This window comes from Paenibacillus caseinilyticus, from assembly GCF_027533645.1.
GTDB lineage: Bacteria > Bacillota > Bacilli > Paenibacillales > NBRC-103111 > Paenibacillus_G > Paenibacillus_G caseinilyticus.
The window spans coordinates 90,951-113,887 of record NZ_JAQAGY010000018.1 but is presented as its reverse complement, the minus strand read 5'-3'; the positions used below and the strand labels follow the sequence as shown (position 1 = coordinate 113,887).

General features: G+C 53.8%; 14 protein-coding genes and 1 pseudogene. 2 read left to right on the top strand and 13 right to left on the bottom strand.

Translation table 11 applies throughout. From position 1 onward, the window contains the following. Positions 1–21: 21 nt before the first annotated feature. The 7 genes and pseudogenes from O9H32_RS23415 to O9H32_RS23385 all read right to left on the bottom strand — a co-directional run. The gene (locus O9H32_RS23415) at positions 22–6,021 is read right to left on the bottom strand and encodes a GH32 C-terminal domain-containing protein (RefSeq protein WP_319946949.1); all 6,000 of its coding nucleotides are present in this window, start codon (positions 6,019–6,021) and stop codon (positions 22–24) included. A 390-nt stretch (positions 6,022–6,411) separates the two neighbouring features. Next, positions 6,412–7,962 carry a glycoside hydrolase family 32 protein gene (locus O9H32_RS23410; protein WP_269868536.1) on the bottom strand — a complete coding sequence of 517 codons (1,551 nt, stop codon included), beginning with the start codon at positions 7,960–7,962 and terminating at the stop codon, positions 6,412–6,414. A 39-nt stretch (positions 7,963–8,001) separates the two neighbouring features. After that, on the bottom strand, positions 8,002–9,612 hold the full coding sequence (locus O9H32_RS23405) for an ABC transporter substrate-binding protein (protein ID WP_269868535.1): 1,611 nt from the start codon (positions 9,610–9,612) through the stop codon (positions 8,002–8,004). Between the two features lie 122 nt (positions 9,613–9,734). Continuing rightward, positions 9,735–10,643 carry a carbohydrate ABC transporter permease gene (locus tag O9H32_RS23400; RefSeq protein ID WP_269868534.1) on the bottom strand — a complete coding sequence of 303 codons (909 nt, stop codon included), beginning with the start codon at positions 10,641–10,643 and terminating at the stop codon, positions 9,735–9,737. Positions 10,644–10,655: 12 nt separating this feature from the next. Then, positions 10,656–11,564 (bottom strand): ABC transporter permease, encoded by a 909-nt coding sequence (locus O9H32_RS23395; RefSeq protein WP_269868533.1) that lies wholly within the window; start codon positions 11,562–11,564, stop codon positions 10,656–10,658. 186 nt (positions 11,565–11,750) lie between these two features. Beyond that, positions 11,751–12,725: a LacI family DNA-binding transcriptional regulator gene (locus tag O9H32_RS23390; RefSeq protein ID WP_269868532.1), complete on the bottom strand. Its 975-nt coding sequence runs from the start codon at positions 12,723–12,725 to the stop codon at positions 11,751–11,753. 101 nt (positions 12,726–12,826) lie between these two features. Then, a pseudogene (locus tag O9H32_RS23385) lies at positions 12,827–12,922 on the bottom strand (IS5/IS1182 family transposase); the annotation flags it as partial. Positions 12,923–13,738: 816 nt separating this feature from the next. Here O9H32_RS23385 and O9H32_RS23380 point away from each other — a divergent pair. Continuing rightward, a complete protein-coding gene (locus O9H32_RS23380; protein ID WP_269868531.1) occupies positions 13,739–14,686 on the top strand; it encodes a cation diffusion facilitator family transporter in 948 nt (315 codons plus the stop codon). A gap of 141 nt (positions 14,687–14,827) precedes the next feature. Here O9H32_RS23380 and O9H32_RS23375 read toward each other — a convergent pair whose 3' ends face one another. The 5 genes from O9H32_RS23375 to O9H32_RS23355 form a co-directional block, all read right to left on the bottom strand. Beyond that, positions 14,828–15,961: a glycoside hydrolase family 88 protein gene (locus O9H32_RS23375; RefSeq protein WP_269868530.1), complete on the bottom strand. Its 1,134-nt coding sequence runs from the start codon at positions 15,959–15,961 to the stop codon at positions 14,828–14,830. A 50-nt stretch (positions 15,962–16,011) separates the two neighbouring features. Next, complete coding sequence (locus O9H32_RS23370; RefSeq protein WP_269868529.1) at positions 16,012–17,088, bottom strand: LacI family DNA-binding transcriptional regulator; 1,077 nt, start codon at positions 17,086–17,088, stop codon at positions 16,012–16,014. Between the two features lie 193 nt (positions 17,089–17,281). Beyond that, positions 17,282–18,049: a succinate dehydrogenase iron-sulfur subunit gene (sdhB, locus tag O9H32_RS23365; protein WP_269868528.1), complete on the bottom strand. Its 768-nt coding sequence runs from the start codon at positions 18,047–18,049 to the stop codon at positions 17,282–17,284. A 2-nt stretch (positions 18,050–18,051) separates the two neighbouring features. Then, complete coding sequence (sdhA, locus tag O9H32_RS23360; RefSeq protein ID WP_269868527.1) at positions 18,052–19,812, bottom strand: succinate dehydrogenase flavoprotein subunit; 1,761 nt, start codon at positions 19,810–19,812, stop codon at positions 18,052–18,054. 16 nt (positions 19,813–19,828) lie between these two features. Next, positions 19,829–20,485: a succinate dehydrogenase cytochrome b558 subunit gene (locus O9H32_RS23355; protein WP_269868526.1), complete on the bottom strand. Its 657-nt coding sequence runs from the start codon at positions 20,483–20,485 to the stop codon at positions 19,829–19,831. Positions 20,486–20,747: 262 nt separating this feature from the next. On the opposite strand from O9H32_RS23355, the gene O9H32_RS23350 reads away from it, so the two are divergent. Then, positions 20,748–21,647 (top strand): LysR family transcriptional regulator, encoded by a 900-nt coding sequence (locus tag O9H32_RS23350; protein WP_269868525.1) that lies wholly within the window; start codon positions 20,748–20,750, stop codon positions 21,645–21,647. Positions 21,648–21,700: 53 nt separating this feature from the next. Here O9H32_RS23350 and O9H32_RS23345 read toward each other — a convergent pair whose 3' ends face one another. Next, positions 21,701–22,927 carry a cation:proton antiporter gene (locus O9H32_RS23345; RefSeq protein WP_269868524.1) on the bottom strand — a complete coding sequence of 409 codons (1,227 nt, stop codon included), beginning with the start codon at positions 22,925–22,927 and terminating at the stop codon, positions 21,701–21,703. Positions 22,928–22,937: the final 10 nt, after the last annotated feature.

The following is a 22,937-nucleotide window of genomic DNA, read 5'->3' as shown; positions in this document are numbered from 1 at the left end:
GTAGAGCTTGCCTTCCCGCCATTACCACACTACCAATTGGGCAATCACCTGCGCGCTCTCCGCGCGGGTCACCTGATCTTTGGGCACGAATAGACCGCTGCCGCGTCCGTTAATAAGCTCCAGTGCCTGCGCTTTTCTTACTGCATCCAGCGCCCAGGCGCTGACGCTTCCTTCGTCAGCAAAGCCTTTGGCTTGGACCTCGTCCGCCTTGGCGCCTTTAGCGTGCTTCTCATAGGCACGTACAAGCATGATGGCCATTTCCTCACGGGTAAGGGCCGCATCCGGCGCGAACCTGGTATCCGAGAGCCCGGTCACCAATCCTGCTTCACCGGCAGCCGCCACTGCACCGGCGTACCAGCTTGTTGGCGCCACGTCTGTGAACGTCACGGCTCCTTGCGCCCTAAGGCCAAGTGCCCGCACGATCAACGCGGTGAATTCGGCGCGAGTCACCGATTGGTTCGGTGTGAACTGCGTCTCATTGATCCCTTCTAGGATGTGTTTGGCAGCCATTTCCTTAATGACTCCCGCCGCCCAGAACGAATCGCTCACATCGGAGAAGCTCTTATCGAAGCTGACAACGGCATATTTGCTGAAGTGGCTGACTCGCGCAGCCCACTTGCCATCCTCCTCCATCCGGCCCCCCGCATACTCCATAGAACCGTCATCTTCGATGCAGTAGACGCCCAGGAGCTCTGTCTTGACATCATGTAAGACTTTAAATGAAATTGTAATCCTTTCGTCAAACTGGGATAATGTCTTTTCCACTTCGTCTTTGCCTACAATGGCAAGCGAGAATTCCAGCATCTCCCCGGCAGCGGTCAGCTTCGCCTTCGACTTCTCTCCCGCTTTGTTCAGCAGCATGGTTTGATCCGCCGAGGGTACGGGCTCCATCCTAAGGGAAATCGTCGCATCCTTCAGTTCGTCTGCCGGCAGGAAACTCTGCAGTTTCACCAGTACGCTGCCTGGAATGGTAACCGTCACATGGTCATTGGAAATCTCGATGATATTCTTGTTGGTAATGGCGGCTGCATCCCCGGGAAGATCAGCCTGCTTGGCCCCATTATCAATCGAAACAGAGACTTTGCCATCACGATCGGCCTGTGGGAGGCTCACCACGTCCGGTTTCGGATCCATGGCTATCCCCCCAGAAGTGCCAGATCGGCTGTTCCCCTTCAACGCCACCGGAACATTCAGATTGTCAAAATTGATATGCCCCCAGCCGCCTGTCCCCTGGTCGACAACCCGAATAAAAAGCGGCTCTCCCTTGTACGCCGAAGCATCCCACGTTACACGGCGGTAGGCTTCATTGTTGTCTCCAGTCTCTTTCATTAGAATTTCGCCGTCCGAAGCACGAACAAGGGCAACATAGAGTTGATCAATATCCTTGCCGCCGCCAACCAGGAAGCTGACCCTGCCATCCCCGCCTAACGTGAAGGTTTGAGTTGTCAGGGAACCTATCGCAGCATCTCCGATCTCCGGCGTAAATCCCCACAAATGATAGCGCTCGGGATCCTTTGCCACTGAGGCCTGATTAAAGGGTCCACCCCAGCCCCAATCATTCACCTGGACGACATTCCCATTGGAAAATGCGCTGCCTTCCACCGTCCATCCGGACAAATCGCCCTTCTCGAAATCGGCATTGGGCAGTTCGCCGACAGGCGTCTTCTGAACCCCAGGAGCCGGCCAGCTGGCTGGCACCGTATCTCCATAAGCGGAGTTCATCTCCCATACCTGCAATCTCTCAATGGAAGCTTGTCCCCCTTCGCTCCACAGTCGAAGGCCGAGCGCATCTGCGCGTGTCGGATAGATGCGGGAGGTGATGCTATTCTTCCCGTTGGCATAGGCCTCCAGCATCGAACGATCGAGATAGATATGCAGCTTCAGCATATCCCCATCGAGCTCCATCCTGCCGCTTTGGATCCCCTTCTGTACGTCCGGATCGAGAGAAGATTTCCATCTATCGAGGCTCAGCGTCTGTTGTTCTGCATCGTAGACCAATGGGGTCTCCTCCTTGCCGTCCGCGGTCTTCCGCAGCGAGATACCAACCTTGTTCGCTGCACCGATTCGGGCCTCCAGGACAACCTCCAGCATGTCGCCCTGCACTTGAGCCAGCTTGGCATTGGCGGCCCCCATGGAAGCCTGTGACAGGTCTACCAGCTTCCGGCCGCGGAGAGATTGAAGCTCGGTAATTGGCTCTACACCCAGCGTGCCGTCACTGCGCAGGGATAACTCAAGCGGCAGCCCGCCATTATGCGCCCAGCCTGAATCCGAATGCTGCTGTTCTGTACGCCGGTCTTGCGTGATGCTGAACAAGATCGAACGTCCTTGACCATCCACCATACCGCTCGGCCCGGTAAAATGTTCGCCAAAATCGAACATGCGGGGTTCCTCGTGATCGGGAACGAATTTGTTGTTGACTTTATCCCAGGTGCCAATCCAGTGGAAAACATACTTCACATTATCTGCATCATAGTGGTCGAACCACGGATTAATAAAAAAGGCATATTTCATGGTTCCACTGCTGTCCTTGCCCAGCGGAAGCAATACGGGAAGCTCCCACACCTGCCCGGTTTTATGGTACTTCTCATCATTGCCGGCGAAGAACGGACCTTTGTAAGTCCAGTGAACCATATCCTCCGAGGTATACAGCAAAGCCGTTCCGCCTACATTCTTGATTCCGGACCCTACCAGTTGGTACCACGTGTTCCCGTCCTTCCATACGTATGGGTCCCGGAAATTGCCGAACCACACTTCGCCTTCGTCTGCCGGCAGGTTAGGCGCTTGAGTGGTAACCGGTGTTCCGTGGTAAACCCAATTCTTCAGGTTGACATCACCGTCATTCGTGAAGGTGCTCCTGGCAAGTCCCGTCGCCTGGTTGGGCGAAGCCTTGTCATCCCCTGCCGTAAAGAACAACGCAGGATTGCCATGGTCGTCGACAACCGCGCTGCCGGACCACACCCCGTCCGGGGTTTCCGAACCTGCCTCCGGGGCAAGAGCAACGGGCATATCCTTCCAGTGCACCATATCCTCGCTCACCGCATGCCCCCAATGAATCTGGTGCCAGTAAGGACCCTGCGGATTAAACTGGTAGAAGATGTGGTATTTGCCGTCAAAGTAGAGCGGAGCATGCGGCTCATTCATCCAGTGGCCGGGCGCGATCAAATGATACTGGGGCCGGTAGCGGTCTCCATCGTAAACGCTCCGGTCGAAGTCCATGGAAGGCGCAGGAGCAATGCCTCCCTCAAAATTCGACGTGACGGTATGATAGTCGTTTTGAATTTCCTCTTGCGTCAGAGACCGATTGAACACTTTCACTTCATCGATCATGCCGTTAAACATATTGGCGGTGAAGGCCCCGTTAATCACAACGCCGGAGTTATTCTTACCAATCATGAAATCTTGGTTTGCCGGAGAGATGGGGAGCTTCTTCTCCGCCGCAGCGGTACCCGCCAATTCGCCATTCAAATACAGTTTCAATTTCCCGTCGGTTTTACTGTAGGTAGCAGCGATATGAGACCACTCGAATTTGGGGAGCGGCTTGTCTTCATCGGCCCATACCTCCGTCCATTTTCCGTTAATCCCTGCCTGGAACGACCACTTGCCATGACGGCCCATGCCAAGAATGTAGCCGGTGCGGGTATCACTGTCATATTGATTGACGATCGCCGACAGCTTCCCCCCATCTCCCCACTCATAAGACCTAGGAGCAATCCAGGATTCGATGGTGATTTCATCCGTAGGCTTGGCGATTTCATTCGCAGGTCTGGCTATCCAAGTGGAATATCCATCGAAGAGCAGCCCTTTGCCGGCCGCGCCTTGTCTCCATAAAGGTTCGCTGTTCGGTTTGTATTTGGCATTGTTGAATACATAGTGAACCGCATCATTCTTATTGCGGACATCGTCCTTGGCCGCCGCTCCCTGACCTTCGTCCAAATGCCAGCTGCCGATCAGACCGGATCCTTTGACCTGAAAATCATCGACATTGATATGTCCGGCCGGATCCCCGTCTACAACTTGAATATAGACCTCCTGGCCGAGATAAGGCGCTGCATCCCAACGGGTGCGGGTATACTGCTCCGACTGGGTCCCGGTCGCTTTCATCAACACGGCTTGATCGGAAGTCCGGACCAGGGCCACGTAAAGGTGGTTCGGGTTAGCTCCGCCTCCCACAAGAAAAGAGACGAATCCCGTTCCGCCGAGCCTGAAGGGACGGGATGTTAACGTTCCCGTAGCTTGGTCCGCTTTACCGTAGCCGGACACATGATAGGTACCCTCCTGACCATAGGGCGCTGCAGGGTCACCATAACTGGACTGATCGGTCAGCGAGCCTGTAAACGCGTTGCCCTCCGCGGTCCAACCGCTCAAGTCTCCAGTTTCGAAACCTGGGTTTTCAATGGTCTCAGGCGTTGTCGAGTATAAATTGGCTGCAAGAACGCCATCCGTCGGTACCGATTCATGGTAGGTAAAGAAAGCATCCGCAAACATCATCCCCCAATCCGATTCGGCATTGTCGACCAGCTCAAGATAGAGGTTCTCACCCAGGTGCTTGGACAGGTCCGCCTTGTACTGAACCATGTTCGCAAGCCGCATCCCTTGATCGATATTCGGAAAATTCATATCCTTGAACTCCGTATTTCCATAACGGGCGATGAGCTCATCCGTATCCGCATTGTATAGGTTCACATGCACCAGATCGGTGTGTTTGCCGCCGCCCAGCTTAAAGGTAATCCAGCCGCTTCCGCCCAAGGTGAACGTAGACGAACGCAGGATCCCGGTGTTCTTCTCGTCATACCTCCAGCCGTCAAGATGATAGCTGCCTTCCTGGCCATAGGGGATGTTCTCGTCCCACCAGGTCGAATCACCGGACACGCTGCCCGGTCCGAATGCGCTGCCGGCGACCACCGTCCAGCCCAGCAGGGTGCCCGATTCAAAGCCGGGATTGCGCAGCTCGTACCGGACTGGATTATACAGATTCTTCGCAAGCACGCCACCGGTCGGCGTATCCGTGAGATAAGTCTTGAAGTCGTCGGCGAATACGACTCCCCAATCATTTGTGGCATCGTCTACAATCTCAACATATAAATTCTCACCTACATACGCCCGCAAATCCGCTCTATACTGCACCATATTCGCCAGCCGAAGACCCTGGTCGACATGCGGGAAGTTCATATCCGTGAATTCCGTGTTTCCGTATCGCGCCACCAGCTCGCCGGTCTTGGCATCATAGACATCGATATGTGCCAAATCCGTATGTTTACCTCCCCCCAGTCGGAATGTTATCCAGCCGGTTCCGCCCAGCTTGAACGCGGTCGAACGCAGCTTTCCCGTCTTCTCCTCCGGATAGGTCCAGCCGTTCAGATGGTAACCGCCTTCTTGGTTATAAGGGATCTTCTCATCCCAATAGGTCGTTTCATTCGATACGCTGCCCGGACCGAAAGCTTCTCCTTCCACAACGGTCCAGCCGCTGAGATCTCCTGTTTCAAAGCCGGGATTTTGAATTTCCTTCACGCCGGGATCGTACAAATTATCGGCTCGCACGCCTTCACTTGGTTTGGTCTCATGGTATGTATTCATGGCATCCACGAACAGAACTCCCCAATCCGAAGTACCGTGATCTACGATATCGATATACAGATGTTGTCCGATATAGGGGCTCAAATCCGCCTTATATTTGACCAGGTTTGCTAAGTGCAGCCCGAGCTCTACGTTCGGAAAATTCTCCGCGCTCCACTCCGTATTCCCGTAGCGTGCCAACACTTCACCCGTATCCGCATTGCTGATTTCAATATAATCCCGATCCGTGTGTCTGCCGCCGCCGAGCATGAATGTAATCCATCCGGAACCACCCAAGGTGAACGTGGAAGAACGTACCCTTCCTGTGGCCGATTCTTCATATTTCCATCCATTCAGATGGTAGTTGCCTTCCTGCCCATAGGGAATCCCTTCAGCCCAGTACATGGTTTCTTCCGATACGCTGTCAGGTCCGAATGCACTTCCTTCGATCACCGTCCAACCCGTCATATCTCCGGTTTCAAAGCCGGGGTTCGCAAGGGTGTTCGCATATACCGTGGATGCAACAGACGTTGATACCGTATGATTAGCATTCGCAGGTGTGAAATCCGGCTCAGTGGGATTCGCATATACCAAGGATGCAACGGACGTTACCGTATCATTTGCATTTGCAGAGGGGGAATCATCAGCATAGGCTCTGTCCAGGGGGAATCCCGGGCATCCTGCCGATAGCAGTAACGATAGGATGATCGTATGGATCAGGCTGAAACGAATGTTCTTTTTGTTCAAGAGTCTGTCCTCCCTAGATCCAAATATTGCGCTTACATATTGAATAATTTCATTCTCCCCATCCTATACCTTGTCGCTGTATAGTTTGGAGAGAACAAAACGGCTGCCGCCTTATACTCTTGATATCGGTGCGTACGAATGGATGGATTGAAGCGGATGGAAGTCCAATCGATGAATGGTCGCTTCACCGCCAATGGCATACAGCTCCAGACCTACGCTTGCAGGGTCAGGGAAGATTTGGTCGGTCATGGCTATTTCCCCATCATTGGCGAAGATCTCAATAGAAGAATGGTCGACGAATAAGTGAAGACGAATTCGGCCTTCGAAGGGCTCAAGCAGGGCGTCATGCCTGCAAGCAAACTCACGATGAAATTCACTTTCGCCAGAATCGGTTCGGCAGAGGAACAGCTTTCTCTCTGCAGCACGATATCCGACTACCGTCTTCTCTGTATCCGAGGTTCGAAGATGAAACCCTACTTCCTCTGCACCACCAGCGTCAATTTCGCAAATCAGTTCGTATCGATCACCCTTCAAATCCTTCAGTAGATTATCCCCGGGACGAAGGGTTACGCCTCCCCATTGCCGGCTCTGCTCCTGCTGCCTCAATCCCTGCAGCTCCGACACCGGCTGCTGCACCACTCGAATGCCGGACGGCGTACGTCGCAGCCTGAGCTCTCTCGGAAGCGTCATGGCGCTTCTCCATTCCTTCGTTGGCGTCAGATTGCAATATTTCCAGTTGCTCATCCAGCCGATAAACAGCTTCGCTTGATCCGGCCGCTCGACATCCGACCAGGTAACACCGGCATAATTGTCCCGGCCGTGATCCAGCCACAGCACCGTGTCCGAAGCGTTCTCATTCGTAAAGGCTATTCCGTCGAACTGACCAATGAAATATTGCGTTCTGGAGCCCTCCGGATAATCGGGATGATCTCCGATGCTGACAATCAGTACCCACTTGCGCTGGCCTTCCGAGCCCTCGATCGGCAGCTCGATGAGATCGGGGCATTCCCAAACTCCCTCATGTGACCCTTCCGCTCTGCCAAATTCACTTGCGAAGGTCCAGCTCTTCAAGTCATTCGAGGTGTAGAACTGAATATGATCGCCGGCAGCCAGCGCCATGACCCAATGCTGCTTCTGCTCGTGCCAGAATACTTTGGGATCCCGGAAATCCGTATGCAGCTCGTTTGCTAGAACAGGATTGTTCTCGTACATCGTCCAGCTTCTGCCTTGATCCGAACTGTAGGCCAGGCTCTGCTGCTGTCTGGGGCGGTCGGAATCCGGGTACTGATCAGCGTGTGTGAATATCGCCACAAGGCCCGGCCGGCCGCCGAAGAAGCCGCTGCTATCCTTCCAGTCCACTACAGCGCTGCCCGAGAATATAAAACCGTTGTGATCCGGCTTCAACGCGATCGGCATATGCTCCCAATGCACAAGATCCGTACTGACTGCATGCCCCCAATGCATCGGCCCCCACGTTGTCCCATTCGGATGATGCTGATAGAACAAATGGTACTCCCCTTCGAAATAAACCATGCCGTTCGGGTCATTCATCCAGTGGGCCGAAGGTGTAAAGTGAAATTGCGGCCGGTACTTTTCGTTCTGGAATTTTTGATTCTGGAATTTTTCATTCTGAAATTTTCCGTTCAGGTATGGAGTGTTCAATTCGTGTTCATCCTTCCTAATGTTAAAGCCAAGCTTGCTTTAGTTGTTTTTCTTCTTGAAATCGTCGTAGCCCTTTTGGTAGATTTGGAGCAGCTTTTGCAGTCCAATCTGATCCAGTTTCTTCAGGTAGCCGTCCCATTCTTTCTCGACGCCGCCTTCCATGAGCCACTTTGCTTTCATTTGCTTCGTATACTCTTTGAGCTGCGTCTCGATTTGGTTGATTTGTTCCAGGTCTTCGGCGGAGAAGAAGACGAAAGGATAATTTTCCTTTACTTGGTGCGGGAAGTAATACGTTTGCAGCTCGTCCAACCGCTGCTTCGCACGCGGCTCCATGTCCACCAGTTTGCCGAATGCGTCCTTCGTAATAACAACCGGTCCGCCTGGCGCCACTTTAATACGGTACTCCCCAGCCGTTGTCCCTTGCGGAACCGGCAGGTTCACAAGCTTGCCGTTCTCTTCCTTGTATACTTCGCCGACCGGTCCCCAGTGCGCCTCAATCGCCGTCTTAGGATCATACAGCTGGTCTACCCAACGAGCGGTTATGTCCGGATGCTTGTTCTCCTTCGTAATTACGAAAGAGTCGCGTGAGTATTCGGAATAGTTGGTTTTGCCGATGACAATCTTGCCTTCTTTATTTTTGAGAGGCGGCATCAAGACATAATCCTTCATTCTATCTTCGCCGACAATCTCTGCTCCTTCCCACCAAATAAAGGATCCAAGAGTCTCATCTGCGGTTTTGCCCTTCGCCTTCAGCTTCTCCGCATCCATGCTGACGATTTCCTTATCGATCAATCCTTCTTCGTACCAAGTATGGTAGTAGGCCATGGCTTCCTTGTATTCGGGGAGAGCCAGCGAATAGTGGACCTTCCCTTCTTTGACGATCCGGTGGTCGTCCGTCGTCACATCCGGCGCTCCGAACATGCCAAGCAGATCTCCTTCGTTCCCGCACCAGCCCTGGAACCACCAGGACAGCGGAATGACCGTCCCCTTGCCGTTCACATTATTGTCCTTGAACGCCTTCAAGGCGTCATGGTACTCATCCAGCGTCGTCGGGACCTTCAGATTCAATTGATCCAGCCACTTCTTGTTGATGAACATCTGGTTCGGCATATTAATCAGGTTCATCTCTTCAGCGTAAGGCAAAGAATAGATGTGCCCGTCGGGCGCCGTAACCACTGCTTTCAGATCGGGACGGGCCTCGAACAACTTCTTCAGATTCGGCATGTACTTATCGATCAGAGTCTCCAGCGGAATAATGGTTCCTTCGCTGCCATATTTAATCAAGTCGAAATCAGAGAACTGCGCGTTGTAGAAGGCATCCGGAAGATCGTTGGTCGCCAGAAGCAGGTTCTTCTTCTCTTGGTAGCCGTCGCTTGCGATATTATTCCACTCAATATGTACATTGGATTGCGCCTCAAGAGTCTTGAAGAAGGCCATTTCGCCGAAGCTCGGAGCTAACGGATTTTTGGGGGATACGAACTTCAGTGTGACTTTATCCTTTACAATCGGGTATCCGGTCATATTGATATCTGCTGCCTGGGTACCGCCTTCTTTTGATGGAGATGAATTCGAATCATCTTGGTTGCATGCGCTAACCAGCAGACTTGCCACGACCAATGGCACAACAGATGCAGCATATCTTTTTTTCAACTTCTTTTCCTCCCTTTTTGTGTACGCTGATCAAGTAACCGCCCTTTTACCTTCGATAGCCAGCTTTGATTCTGGACCCCCCCCTTTAGTACGCTTACCTTCTATGTGGTGAACTCGGCGGATTATCCTTTCACGCTGCCAATCATGACCCCTTGAACAAAATAACGCTGGATAAAGGGATATACGACGAGTAACGGCAGAGAAGCAATCACGATGACGCCATACTTTAGCAGACTGGCTACCCGCTGCTGGACCTCCGCCGATTCGACATCGGTCACGAATTGGCTGGCGAGCTCGTTCTGGATGACCAAGATGTTGCGCAGCACCAGCTGCAGCGGATACTTTCGTTCGTCCCCCAGGTAGATGAGAGCGTCGAAGAAGGAGTTCCAGTACCCGACGGCGTAGAACAAAGCCAATACGGCAATAATGGCTTTAGAGAGCGGAAGCACGATTTTGGCAAAAAAAGTAACGTCCGAACATCCATCCATCTTCGCTGCCTCAAGCAGTTCAACCGGTATCGTATCCTGGAAAAACGAGCGGGCGATGATGACATTAAAGAGGGAAACAGCCTTAGGCAGAATGAGCGCCCACATCGTATTGATCAGATGCAGCTTCTTGATGACGAGATAAGTGGGGATCAACCCACCGGAGAAGAACATCGTGACCAGCAGGTATACCATGATCGTGCTGCGTCCATATAAATCTTTGCGCGATAAGGCGTAGCCTGCCATTACCGTGAGCAGGACGTTAATGATAGTGCCGACGCTCGTATAAAGAATGGTATTTTGATACCCTCTCCAAATGCTGCCTTCTTGGATGATTCTTGAATAGCCTTCCATCGTAATGCCTTTCGGCCAAATCCACATCTCCCCATTGAGAACTGTTGTGGGGTTGCTGATGGAAGCGATAAAGACGAAATACAAGGGGTACAGTACAATAAGAGCGATTACTGACAGAATCAAATAGTTCAGAATATCGAAGATCAAATCGTTTCGCGATCTTAACGTTAATTTGGTCTGACCGACGGACACGGTTCGTCCCTCCTAGAATAAGCTTGTATTGGAAAATTTTTTGGCGGTTTTGTTAACGGCTACCAGCAGTACAAGATTAATGACCGAGTTAAATAAACCCACCGCAGCGGAGAAGCTGTACTGAGATTGCTTCAGGCCCACCTTGTAAACATAGGTTGAGATAATCTCGGAGCTCGGTAAATTGGTCGGTGTCTGCAGCAGATACGCCTTCTCGAAGCCTACTCCCATCACATTTCCGACAGCCAGAATCAAGAGAATAATAGCCGTAGGCATGATCGAAGGCAGATCGACATTCAAGATGCGCTGCCACTTCGTCGCGCCATCGACGATGGCCGCCTCATGAACTTCTGGATTCACGCCGGCCAGGGCCGCAATATAGACGATGGCACTGAATCCTGTCCCCTGCCACACATCGGATAAGATATAAATGGCTTTGAAATACTCCGGCTGGGACATAAACAGAATCGGTTCATTACCGTTCAAATGTACGATAGCTTGATTGATAATCCCCGTGGGTGATAGGAAAACCAGAATCATCCCCGACAAGACGACCGTCGAAATAAAGAAAGGGGCATAGACCGTGGTCTGAACGAACTTTTTAAAACGCAGGTTTGAAACTTGATTCAACAGCAATGCCAGAACAATGGGGAGTGGAAAGGTCACGATCAGACCGAGCGCACTGAGCCCAAGCGTATTGCCGATCAGTTCTTTGAAGTTATAGGAGGTAAAGAATCGCTGGAAGTGCTCGAACCCTACCCAGGGGCTTCCCAGAATTCCTTTGGTAACGGAAAAATCCTTAAACGCAATGATGACCCCGTACATAGGCCAATAAGCGAATATTGCAAAATACAAAAGCGTGGGCAGTAAAAAAAGATAGAGCTGATAATTGTTCGCAATCGCTTTTAAACGACTTGAATTCAATTGGTTTTACCTCACCTTCGGTATGTATTGAAACGTTCCCATTTTAGAAATCCAGTGCCCCCCTTTTTACGAATAGGAAACGGTTTTACGTTTGTTTATTGAAACGTTTCCAAATCCCTAATTAAAAATCCAGTTTTTTTGAAACGTTTCCAAATCAAGCGAAAAAATCAGGCCCTGCTTAAGAAGCTACGTTGTCTCCCCGGGCCTGAACTGTACTGGAATCCGAATGGTGTCCAGCGAAACCGACTCGCCCGCGATCCGGCTCAGAAGCAGCCTCACCGAGGTGCGGGCCATCTCCTCTACCGGCTGGCGAATCGTTGATAGAATGGGATGAAACAGCGTGTTATCCTGAATGCCGTCGTAACCGATCACCTTCACGTCCTGAGGAACACGGATCCCGTACTTCTGCGCTTGATCGATGTATTTGGCCGCAAAAATATCCGTGATTGCAAATACGCCATCGACCTCGCGATGCTCTCTAACCTTGAAGAAATTACCGAAGTATTTGAGATCGTCCATTACAGGATCGGGCTCCTCGTAGACGATATAGTCCAGCCCCAGTGTCTCCGCCTCGTCAATGAACCCCTTCTTCCGCAGCATCGTCTCGCTGAACACCGCGGTCTGAACTCCCAGGAAAGCCGGCTTACGAACACCCGCCCTGTACAATTCCCTCATAGCAATCCGGCCGCCGGTATAGTTATCTGACGTTACGCAGGGAACGGATTTGGAAAAGTGACGGTCGATGCTGACGATTGGAATTTCCGTATCCAGTCTGCTCTCAATATCGTTATAGGTAATACCGAGAACCCCAGCTACTTTATTCTGACTGAGCATATCGAAGTAATACAGTTCCTTTGCCGGCTTGCCTCCGCTGTTGCACAAGATTAATTTGTATCCTTCGCGGTCCAGCTCGTCCTCGATATAATATGCAAGCTCCGAGAAGAATGGATTCCATATGCTTGGCAGCAGCAGCGCGATTAGATTTGATTTTTGCATTTTAAAGTTCCTGGCGATTTCATTGGGTACATAATTTAACTGCTTAATCGCTTCCAGGACCTTCTCCCGAGTTTTCGGTTTGACTGAAGCATGATTGTTGATGACACGCGATACGGTACCAACCCCCACCCCGGCCAATTCCGCTACATCTTTCAAGTTTGACAAGCCTATACCTCCCGGATGCACACTGCTTCTTTCCTTGATAGACAAATAATAACACTTTCTTGGAAACGTTTCAACGTTTTTTTGAAAGATGGTTTACTTTGGGATTGGCCTCCGGTCAGCACACAACGCAACGGGTTACCCAGAACATCGACGACTGCGTGGATCTTGGTGGTCAATCCGCCACGTACCGCGCCCAATCGCTTGCTTAAGGATCACCCTTTTGCACTAGCTTCGCGCTGATGGACCCGAACTAGGGCGTGTATGCAAGCTTTGGCCCAATAACATGGATAAATAATAGATATGAACTACGTGACGAGCAATGGGATAAAATCAAGAACCTGCTGCCCAGCAGAGAAAACTACAAGGAGGGAGACCCCCAAAACGATGATCGCCAGATGTATGCGGCGATTGTCCAGCGGCGCAACCGACTGTAGACGGCGGATCAGGAACCGTAGTATTCCGGTAAATCCCCAGGGCTCACCTGTTCGCGCCGCGTTCCCCATTTGTCCCCAAGCGAAATAATCGAGAATCCCCCACCAGCTTGAATCCCTTACTATCGAAGTTTTTCACGCACTCTACAAAAAAAGAGGCCCTCCAACGGGGAGGGCCTTAAGGTGTATATATTAAAAAGGGGGTCTTGAGATTTATAATACATCCTCCACATGAAAACAACGTAACAGGAGTATTGCAATTGTGTAACAATTTTGAAAGCGCTATTCTGATAATGATAACTACTATCATAATAACGAGAAAAGAAGACCATTCAAGCGGTATAGCGGGTATTTATAATGAAAATCAGTCTCAAATGACTGAAAATGCCTATCAATTAAAGTATTTGCCAAAATACGGGCCTTGACGTATAATCCGAAGCATATTCCCAATCTATAAAATCCCTTCCGTTTGCTTTACTAGCGCAAGCCAATGCATAGGAAACAGGCAGGCTTATCCCCTGCCATGCGCCAGGAACGGCCGGACGGCCCAAGGAATACACTGTAGGAAAGGTCGGTGATCCCATGTACGACTATCATCATCTTCATCATGTTAAGGAACAATCCCGTTCCAAGAAAACGCTCTGGATTACGCTGCTGCTCACGGCATTCTTCACGGTCGTCGAGATCGTAGGCGGCCTGCTGTCCCATTCTCTGGCGCTGCTCTCGGATTCCGCCCATATGATCTCGGATGTCATCGCTCTCGGGCTTAGCATGGCGGCCATCTATCTGGCCTCGCGTCCGCCCAATGCGCAGTTCACCTTCGGCTACCTCCGCTTCGAGATCATCGCCTCGTTCCTGAACGGGCTGGCCCTGGCAGTGATTGCGATCGGTATCTTCATCGAAGGCGGACGCCGGTTCATCGAGCCCCAGCCGATCGACTTCAAGCTGATGCTCGTTATCGCCTCCATCGGCTTCGTCGTGAACCTGAGTTTGACGCTTGTGCTGAGCCGGAGCATGAAGGAAGAAGAGAACCTTAATATCCAGAGCGCCTTATGGCACTTCATCGGCGATCTGCTAAGTTCCGCTGGCGTCATCGTATCGGCTGTCATCATCTATTTTACAGGTCTGCATTGGGTTGACCCGCTTGTCAGCATGGTCATCGGCGGGATTATCTTCGCCGGCGGCGTCAAGATTCTCAAGGAATCTTATCTGATTCTGATGGAATCAGTACCGGACCGGTTCAATCTCGATGAAATCCGTTCGGCGATCGGGAAGGTGGAGGGTGTCGAGGATGTGCACGAGATGCATCTGTGGGCCGTCTCGAGCGACCATTATTCGCTGACCGCCCATGTCTTCGTCGACGAAAAAGTCCAACCCTTCTGCATCATTCTCGCCATTAACGAGACCTTGAAGGAGAAGTACGGGATCGAGCATTCGACCATCCAGACGGAGCATGCGACCATCCACCCGCATGGTGAATATGGCCGGGAGTTCCTCCGACATAAGGAAGAAGGGCAGAGTTTCTCCTAAGGCTTGCGAATCCGAACATCCCCTCCGCCTAATGAAGAACGGCCCCCATCGACAAACCAAACCCCCTCTTCTGTCAGTTCAACGGAAGAGGGGGTTTGGTCATGAAGATCATGTCCTATAACTAAGGAATAAAGACAAGGGCTAAGCCCGTTCGTACCAGTAGCCGGGGATTCCGCGCTCGAGACGCAGCAGGCTCTCCAGGTAGAAGTAATCGCCCCAGCTCATATAATCATCCGGCGACTTGTTCTCGCGGACGCTGTAAGAGCCGCGCTCGAGCAGCCCCTCCGCATCCGTCTGCCCCATCGTGGAATAATTCTCGATAAGCGAGGTCATCGAACGGTGCAGCGCAGCTTCCAGGAAGGCGCGGTCTCCATGATCTTCTCCGAGGTGGGAGAGCAGCTCGATCGTACCGGCCGCAGCGATGGCAGAGGCGGAACTGTCCCGCTTCGTCTCCCCATTCACCGGTGCATCGAAATCCCAATACGCTACGCTGTCCTCCGGCAGATGCTCATAGAAGAACCGGGCTAAGCGCCGGGAGGTCTCGAGATACAGCGGATTCTTCGTGTACTTGTAGGATAAAGCGAAGCCATAGACGCCCCAGGCCTGCCCGCGGGTCCAAGTGGAACCGTCCCGGTAGCCTTGTGCGGTACCGCCGCGCAGCGACTCTCCGGTCTGCGGATCGAAGTAGAAGGTGTGGTAAGACGAATCGTCTCCGCGGACCAGAAACCGCCGGGACTTATCGGCATGCAAGACGGCTACATCCCGGTATTTCGTATCGCCTGTCTGCTCGTATGCCCAATACAGGAGCGGCAGGTTCATCATGCAGTCGATGATTATCCGGCCGCCGTTCTGCGGGTCTCCTTCCTTGCCCCAAGCCTGGATGAATCCGCCCTGCGGACGCCAGCGGCGCATCATGACATCTGCCGCTTCCAGCGTCAGCTTCTTCGCCTCCGTGTCTCCCGCGATCAGCCACTGGGCCTTGGAGGAGAGGGAATAGAGGAAGCCGATATCATGATGGTCCAGCACGGTATTCGTATCGAGCCGGCGGCGGAAGCTGTCGACCGTTCTCCGGGCTGCCTGCAGGAAGGCTTCATCCTTCGAGTACTCGTAAGACAGCCACAGCATGCCGGACCAGAACCCTTCGGTCCAATCCGTGTTGTCGTTCAGGATGTACTTGCCATTCTCGCCCACATGGGGGAATCGGTCTCCGAACCGGTCGATATTCGCTTTCGTTTTTGCTACCGCATCTTCTATTGCCTGCTGCCACAATGTCATTCGCCAGACACTCCTCTACGGGTTGAAGATGGGTTCCGTTCCTTGGTTCCTCAGGGCTCCGTGGACATCCGGGGGATCAGCTTCAGCGGAATCCGGATCTCCGGCGTATCCGCTCCGGACGCATCTTCCGTCCTCCGGTCCGCCGGCCGCTCTCCCGCCCCGTCCTCATCCTTGCTCCCCAGCTTCTCGAGCATGAGCTTCATCGCGAGCTCCGCCTGCTCATGATAGGGGATATCTAGCGTCGTCAGACCCGGATAACAAGCCGCAGCCAGCGGATCGTTGTTGATCCCGACAATCTTGTAATCCTGCGGAACCCGGCTGCCGCGGCTGAGCACAGCGGACAAGAACGCAAAAGCCACAAAATCGTCGAAGCCGATCACACCTACCGGACCTTCGCCGGATGCCTGTCCGCCGAGCTGCTCCACTGCCTCCTCTACCGGGGCCGGATACCCTCGTATCTCGAGGATCCCGGAGAGTACCCTCTCCGGCAGTCCTCCAAGGCCTGCCTGGAATCCGATCCGCCGCTGCAGATCCACCGCATGCGATTCCGGCCGGCTGAGATAATAGATCCGTCGGCAGCCGCTCTCGTAGAGATGCTTCACCGCCGCTTCGACCCCGCCGGCAAAGTCCAGGTTCACGGCGCCGATGGCGATGTCCCCGGGCCACCCCCAGCCGTTGAAGAGCACCAGCGGAGTCCCGTCACGGACAATCTGCCGAGTGGCTTCCTGCGACATCGCGAGGCCGTGGCAGAACAATCCGTCGACCCGGCGCTGCAGCAGCACGTCGAGATGCCGCTTCTCGATCTCCGGATCGAATCCGGCAGCCGAGAACACAGATAGATGGTAACCGTGCAGGTGAGCCATGCGCTGCATCTCTTCCGCGAAACGGCCGTAATAGCCCGCGAAGCCGGGAACCAGCATGCCGAGCTCATAGGACTTGCGGCGGCTGAGATTCGCAGCCATGACATTGCGGCGATAGCCCAGCTGTTCGGCGGCCTCCTCGACCTTGCGGATCGTTTCCTCTGACATCGGCACATTCCGGCGGTTGAGCACATTCGAGACGGTTGCAATCGAAACGCCAGCGGCTTCAGCGAGGTCTACGATGGTAATCTGGCGTTTTCTGCTCATCTCTCCCTTGGCCCCTTTCGCCCGTTGGAATCAGGAATAAAATCCATCATTCGAATAATTGAAACGTTTAAATTCATTGTACTCCCTCCATTTCTATGCGTCAATGCTTTTCATAACACTCTACAGATTCTTAACTATTGAAAAAAGCTTCCCTTCCCTGCAACCGCAGCGAAGAGAAGCCGGATAAGACCTGTTACACGCCAAGCCATTTCTTGAACAAATGCTTCGTCGTATCGAGGTTCATCGCCGCGATCGACGTTGTCAGCGGAATTCCCTTCGGGCAGGAACGCACGCAGTTCTGCGAGTTACCGCAGCCCTCGATCCCGCCGTCTTCCATCAGCGCTTCGAGCCGCTCATGCGCATTCATCTCACCCGTAGGGTGCGAGTTGAACAGGCGGACCTGGGATACGGCCGCCGGCCCGATGAAGTCCGTCTTGTCGTTGACATTCGGACAGGACTCGAGGCAGACGCCGCAGGTCATGCATTTGGACAGCTCGTAGGCCCACTGGCGCTTGGACTCGGCCATCCGTGGTCCCGGCCCCAGATCGTACGTACCGTCGATCGGAATCCACGCCTTGACCTTCTTCAGAGCCGAGAACATCCGCTCCCGGTTGATGACCAAGTCGCGCACGACAGGGAACGTAGACATTGGCGCAATGCGAATCGGCTGCTCCAGCTTGTCGACCAGAGCCGAGCAGGCTTGGCGGGGCTTGCCGTTGATGACCATGGAGCAGGCGCCGCACACTTCCTCGAGGCAGTTCGATTCCCAGCATACCGGCGTCGTTTGCTTGCCCGAAGCGTTCACCGGATTCCGCTGAATTTCCATCAGCGCAGAGATGACGTTCATGTTGGGGCGGTAAGGCACTTCAAATTCCTCGGTATAGGACTTGCCCTCCGTCGAATCCTGACGGGTGACGATGAATTTAACCTTCCTGCTTGCAGCTGCGGTTGCTTCGGCCATGATTAATGACCTCCCTTCTTCTTATCGGTCGTATAGTCACGCTTACGCGGTGCAATAAGAGAGACGTCGACTTCTTCGTACGAGATTTGGGGGCCTTCGGCCGTCCATGCCGCCTTCGTCGTCTTCAGGAACTGCTCGTCGTTACGCTCCGGGAAGTCCGGCTTGTAGTGTGCTCCGCGGCTCTCGTCACGCAGCAGGGCGCCGAGCGTCATCGCATGGGAGAGTTCGAGCATATTCCACAGCTGGCGTGTATAAGCTACGCCCGGGTTATTGTGACGCGCCGAATCGTTGATGTTAATGTTCTTGTAGCGCTGCTTGAGCTCGTTGATCTTCGCGATCGTCTGCTCCAGCTTCTTGTTGTAACGAACAACCGTCATGTTGTCGGTCATCCACTCGCCGAGCTCTCTGCCCAGCACATACGCGTTCTCTTTGCCGTCCATCTTCAGGATGCCTTCGTACTTGTCCGTATGAAGCTTGCCATAACGGTCGAATACGGAGGAAGAGATGTCCTCGGCGGATTTGTCCAGACCCTTGATGTACTCGATCGCCTTCGGCCCGGTAACCATGCCGCCGTAGATCGCCGACAGCAAGGAGTTCGCGCCGAGACGGTTCGCGCCGTGATACTGGTACTCGCACTCGCCGCAGGCGAAGAGTCCCGGGATGTTCGTCATCTGGTTGAAGTCGACCCACATGCCGCCCATGGAATAGTGAACTGCAGGGAAGATCTTCATCGGAATCTTCCGCGGGTCATCGCCCATGAACTTCTCGTAGATCTCGATGATGCCGCCGAGCTTCACATCCAGCTCCTTCGGATCTTTATGAGACAGATCCAGGTATACCATGTTCTCGCCGTTGACGCCGAGCTTCATGTCTACGCAGACCGCGAAAATCTCACGCGTTGCGATATCCCGCGGCACGAGGTTGCCGTATGCCGGGTATTTCTCTTCCAGGAAGTACCATGGCTTGCCGTCTTTGTAAGTCCATACGCGGCCGCCTTCGCCCCGTGCAGATTCGGACATCAGACGCAGCTTGTCGTCGCCCGGGATCGCCGTCGGGTGAATCTGGATGAACTCGCCGTTGGCATAGTGTACGCCCTGCTGGTACACGGCGCTAGCCGCGGTGCCGGTGTTAATGACAGAGTTCGTCGTCTTGCCGAAGATAATGCCGGGGCCCCCGGTTGCCAGAATGACCGCATCGGCTTTGAACGTGTTCACTTCCATGCTGCGCAGGTCTTGTCCTGCGATCCCGCGGCATACGCCGTCGTCATCGAGGATTGCGCCGAGGAACTCCCAGTGTTCGTACTTCTTGACGAGACCTGCAGTTTCCCAGCGGCGTACCTGCTCATCGAGCGCGTACAGGAGCTGCTGGCCCGTCGTGGCGCCCGCAAACGCGGTACGGTGATGCTTCGTTCCCCCGAAACGGCGGAAATCGAGCAAGCCTTCCGGCGTCCGGTTGAACATAACGCCCATCCGGTCCATGAGGTGAATGATGCCCGGTGCGGCTTCGCACATCGCTTTGACCGGCGGCTGGTTCGCAAGGAAGTCGCCCCCGTATACCGTGTCGTCAAAGTGCTCCCAAGGCGAGTCGCCTTCCCCTTTGGTATTGACGGCACCGTTGATGCCGCCCTGCGCACAGACGGAGTGAGAACGTTTCACTGGTACCAAGGAGAACAGGTCGACGTGAACGCCGGCCTCTGCCGCTTTGATGGTCGCCATCAAGCCTGCCAAGCCCCCACCGACTACAATAACTTTTGAATTCGCCATGATTGTCCGTTCCCCCTTAGTGCGTAGCCATCTGCGGCACTTGCTGGAACTGCGGATCCGTGAAGGCCGTCAGAGACAGAATGAACATAATAGACATGATTACGAACACGCCCATCCACACATAACTGGATACGCGCTGTGCCCGCGGGCCGACTGTAACTCCCCAGCTGACAAGGAATGACCACATACCGTTGCTGAAGTGGAATACGGCAGCCACGATCCCGATACAGTAGAGCACAAAATTAACGGTGTCGGTTGCGATGCTGTGCATCTGCACGCCGATCGCTTCCTGCGCCACATTCCCGAGCGAGATCTGAAGCCGCGTCTGGAAGAAGTGGAACGCTACGAAGATGAAGGTGATGACACCGGTTACGCGCTGAAGGAAGAACATCTGGTTACGGAAGTAACCGTAGTTATTCACGTTGTTGCGCGCGGTGTAAGCCACATACAAGCCATAGATGGCATGGTAGGCCAGCGGGATCCAAATCCCGAAAATCTCCAGCACAAGCACGAGCGGAAGGCCATGGAGCCATTCGACATGTTCCAGGAATCCTTCATGCCCGCCCTTGAACGCTGAGTAATTCGTCAGCAGGTGTTCGATCAGGAAGAAACCGACCGGGATAACACCTAACAATGAATGCAGCTTTCGAGAATAATACGAGTTTTTAAACATTACAATCCGTTCCCCCCTCAAGATAAGGCTTGTCACCGTTCGTCAAAACCATTTACCATTGTACTCCCGCATACTTGGAGCGTCAACCAATTACCCTCATCATATTTTCCATGAATCGACAATCTTTTATGCAGTTCGGGGCAATTTTTGTGAACAGTCCGTGACATTACCATACTACTCCCGTTTCGCTTATAATGGAAGTGCAGATTATTTATATCGGCTTATAACCATTATGCATAACAATAGGGGGCCACATACCTGTATGGAGCATCTGATCGAATTCGCCGCCGTCGTCGAGCAGCAGAGCCTCAATAAAGCCTCTATGCTTCTCAATATCTCGCAGCCGGCTCTCTCCCGTAAGATCATGAGGCTCGAAGAGGAACTCGGTACGGCGCTTTTCAAGCGCCGGGGCAAGCGGCTGGAGCTCACCCGGGCCGGCGAGATCTGCTATGAGTACGCCATCGAGCAAAAAAGGCTCGAGCGCAAGCTCCGCCAAGCGCTGCAGGCCTATACGACCGACAGCAAACCGGCCAGCATCGTGATCGGCGCTTCCCTGACGACCTTGCAGTCTACGCTGCCCGAACTGATTACCATCTATACGCACGCCTATCCGCACACCGACATCAAGGCCGTGACAGGCAAGACCCATGAGATCGTCCCGCTCGTCAAAGACAAAAAGGTGGACATCGGACTCGTCGCCTCCCAGATGAATGACCCGGCGCTAACCTGTGTCCCGCTCTTCGATGACCACCTCTGTCTCGTGCTGCCCGAAATTCACCCCCTGCAGGGCAAAGAGGACATCGATATCCGCGACCTGCATGAACTGCCGATGATTCTCTTCTCCCGCGGGACCTGGTACCGCGTGCTCATGGATGAGATGTTCCACCGGTATGAAGTGTACCCTGACGTGAAGATGGAGATCGATTCGTTCGAAGCGATCATCCGCCTGGTCTCCACCTGCAAAGCCGCTACGCTTCTGCCCGAGTCGTATGTCCGGCACGACTGGCTCGCGGACAATGAAGTCAGCGTCTGCTTCATTCCGGAGCTCGAACAAACCAAAAGAACGACCTCTCTGTTATTCACAGAGGAGGCCGTTCTCGAGCCTTCCATTCGCCGGTTCATCGACCATGCCATCAAGCATTACCGTGCCGAAGGCGGCTGACCGGTAGATGTTTCTTCCTATTATAATAGGTGGCTTACTATCCGGTGCCTGCCTTATGCGCTCTTCTCTTCCAGCCCCAGCTTCCGGGCCGCATACGCGGTCGTACCGGCCTGGAGCACAATCGTAAGCAGCACGGCCATGAACGTCACCGATGCGATAATGTCCGCATGCGCCACACCCATCCCGGCCACCATGCCGGACAGGGCCGCCGGGATCACACCGGTCTCACGCACCCAGAACATGAAGAGGATTTCATTGCGCTCCCACTCTGCCCGCTTGTCCGGCAGGGCGCAGATCAGCACAGTGAGCGGCCTTGCGACCAGCATGAAGATGGCGATAACACCGAGACTCGGCCAGAGGTACGTCATGATGACGCCGAAGTCCACTTGGCTGCCGAGCAGCACGAAGATAAGCATCCGCATGAGAACCGTAAGGTTCTCGGCGAGATGGTGCAGCTCCTGCTTCTGCGCGGTGAAATCCAGGCGGAAGAGATCGACATTGCCCCAGATGAGCCCGGCCGCGAAGGTCGCCATGAATCCGCTGACGTGCAGCATTTCGCCGGCCAGATAGGCTCCTACTGCGGTAACCAGCATCAGGATGCCCGAATACTCCCGGAGCAGTCCATAACTGCGGTGCGCTGCAAGAGCGGCACAGAGCAGGCCAAGGGCCACTCCTATCCCGATACCGCCCAGGGCCGTCACCAGGAACTCCATCACGGAGCTGCCCACGGAGATCGCTCCCCCTCCGGTGATGGCGCCCAGCAGGGTGAAGGTTAGGATGGAGCCGGTTGCGTCATTGAAGGCGGATTCGCTCTCTACCGTTTCTCTCACCTTGGCGCGGACCCGCACCTGCTTGAACACCGGAATCAGCGTAGCCGGGTCGGTGGACGAGATGATGGCGCCAAGCAGAAGAGCGTACAGCCAAGGGAGATGCAGCAGCCAGTGAGAAGCGGCAGCCACCACCGCACAGGTAATAATCACGCCCGGGACACTCAGCAGGGTCAACGTAAGCCACACTTTCTTGAGGCCGCTGAGCCGGATATTCCGGCCTCCGTCGAATAGGATGAGTGCCGAGCCGATCGTAAGGATGAACTGGTTCGTGAACGACGAGCTCGGTTCCTCGATCCAGTGAAGCAGCGGTCCGAGTCCCATGCCGGCAATCAGGAACAAGGCTACGTCGGGCAGCTTCAGCAAGCCGGACAGTTTACCGAACAGCATGCCCGTCAGAAGAATGACGACAAGTAAATACAGCACATGATCCAAGGAGACGCCTTGCTCCATTGTGGGTTCC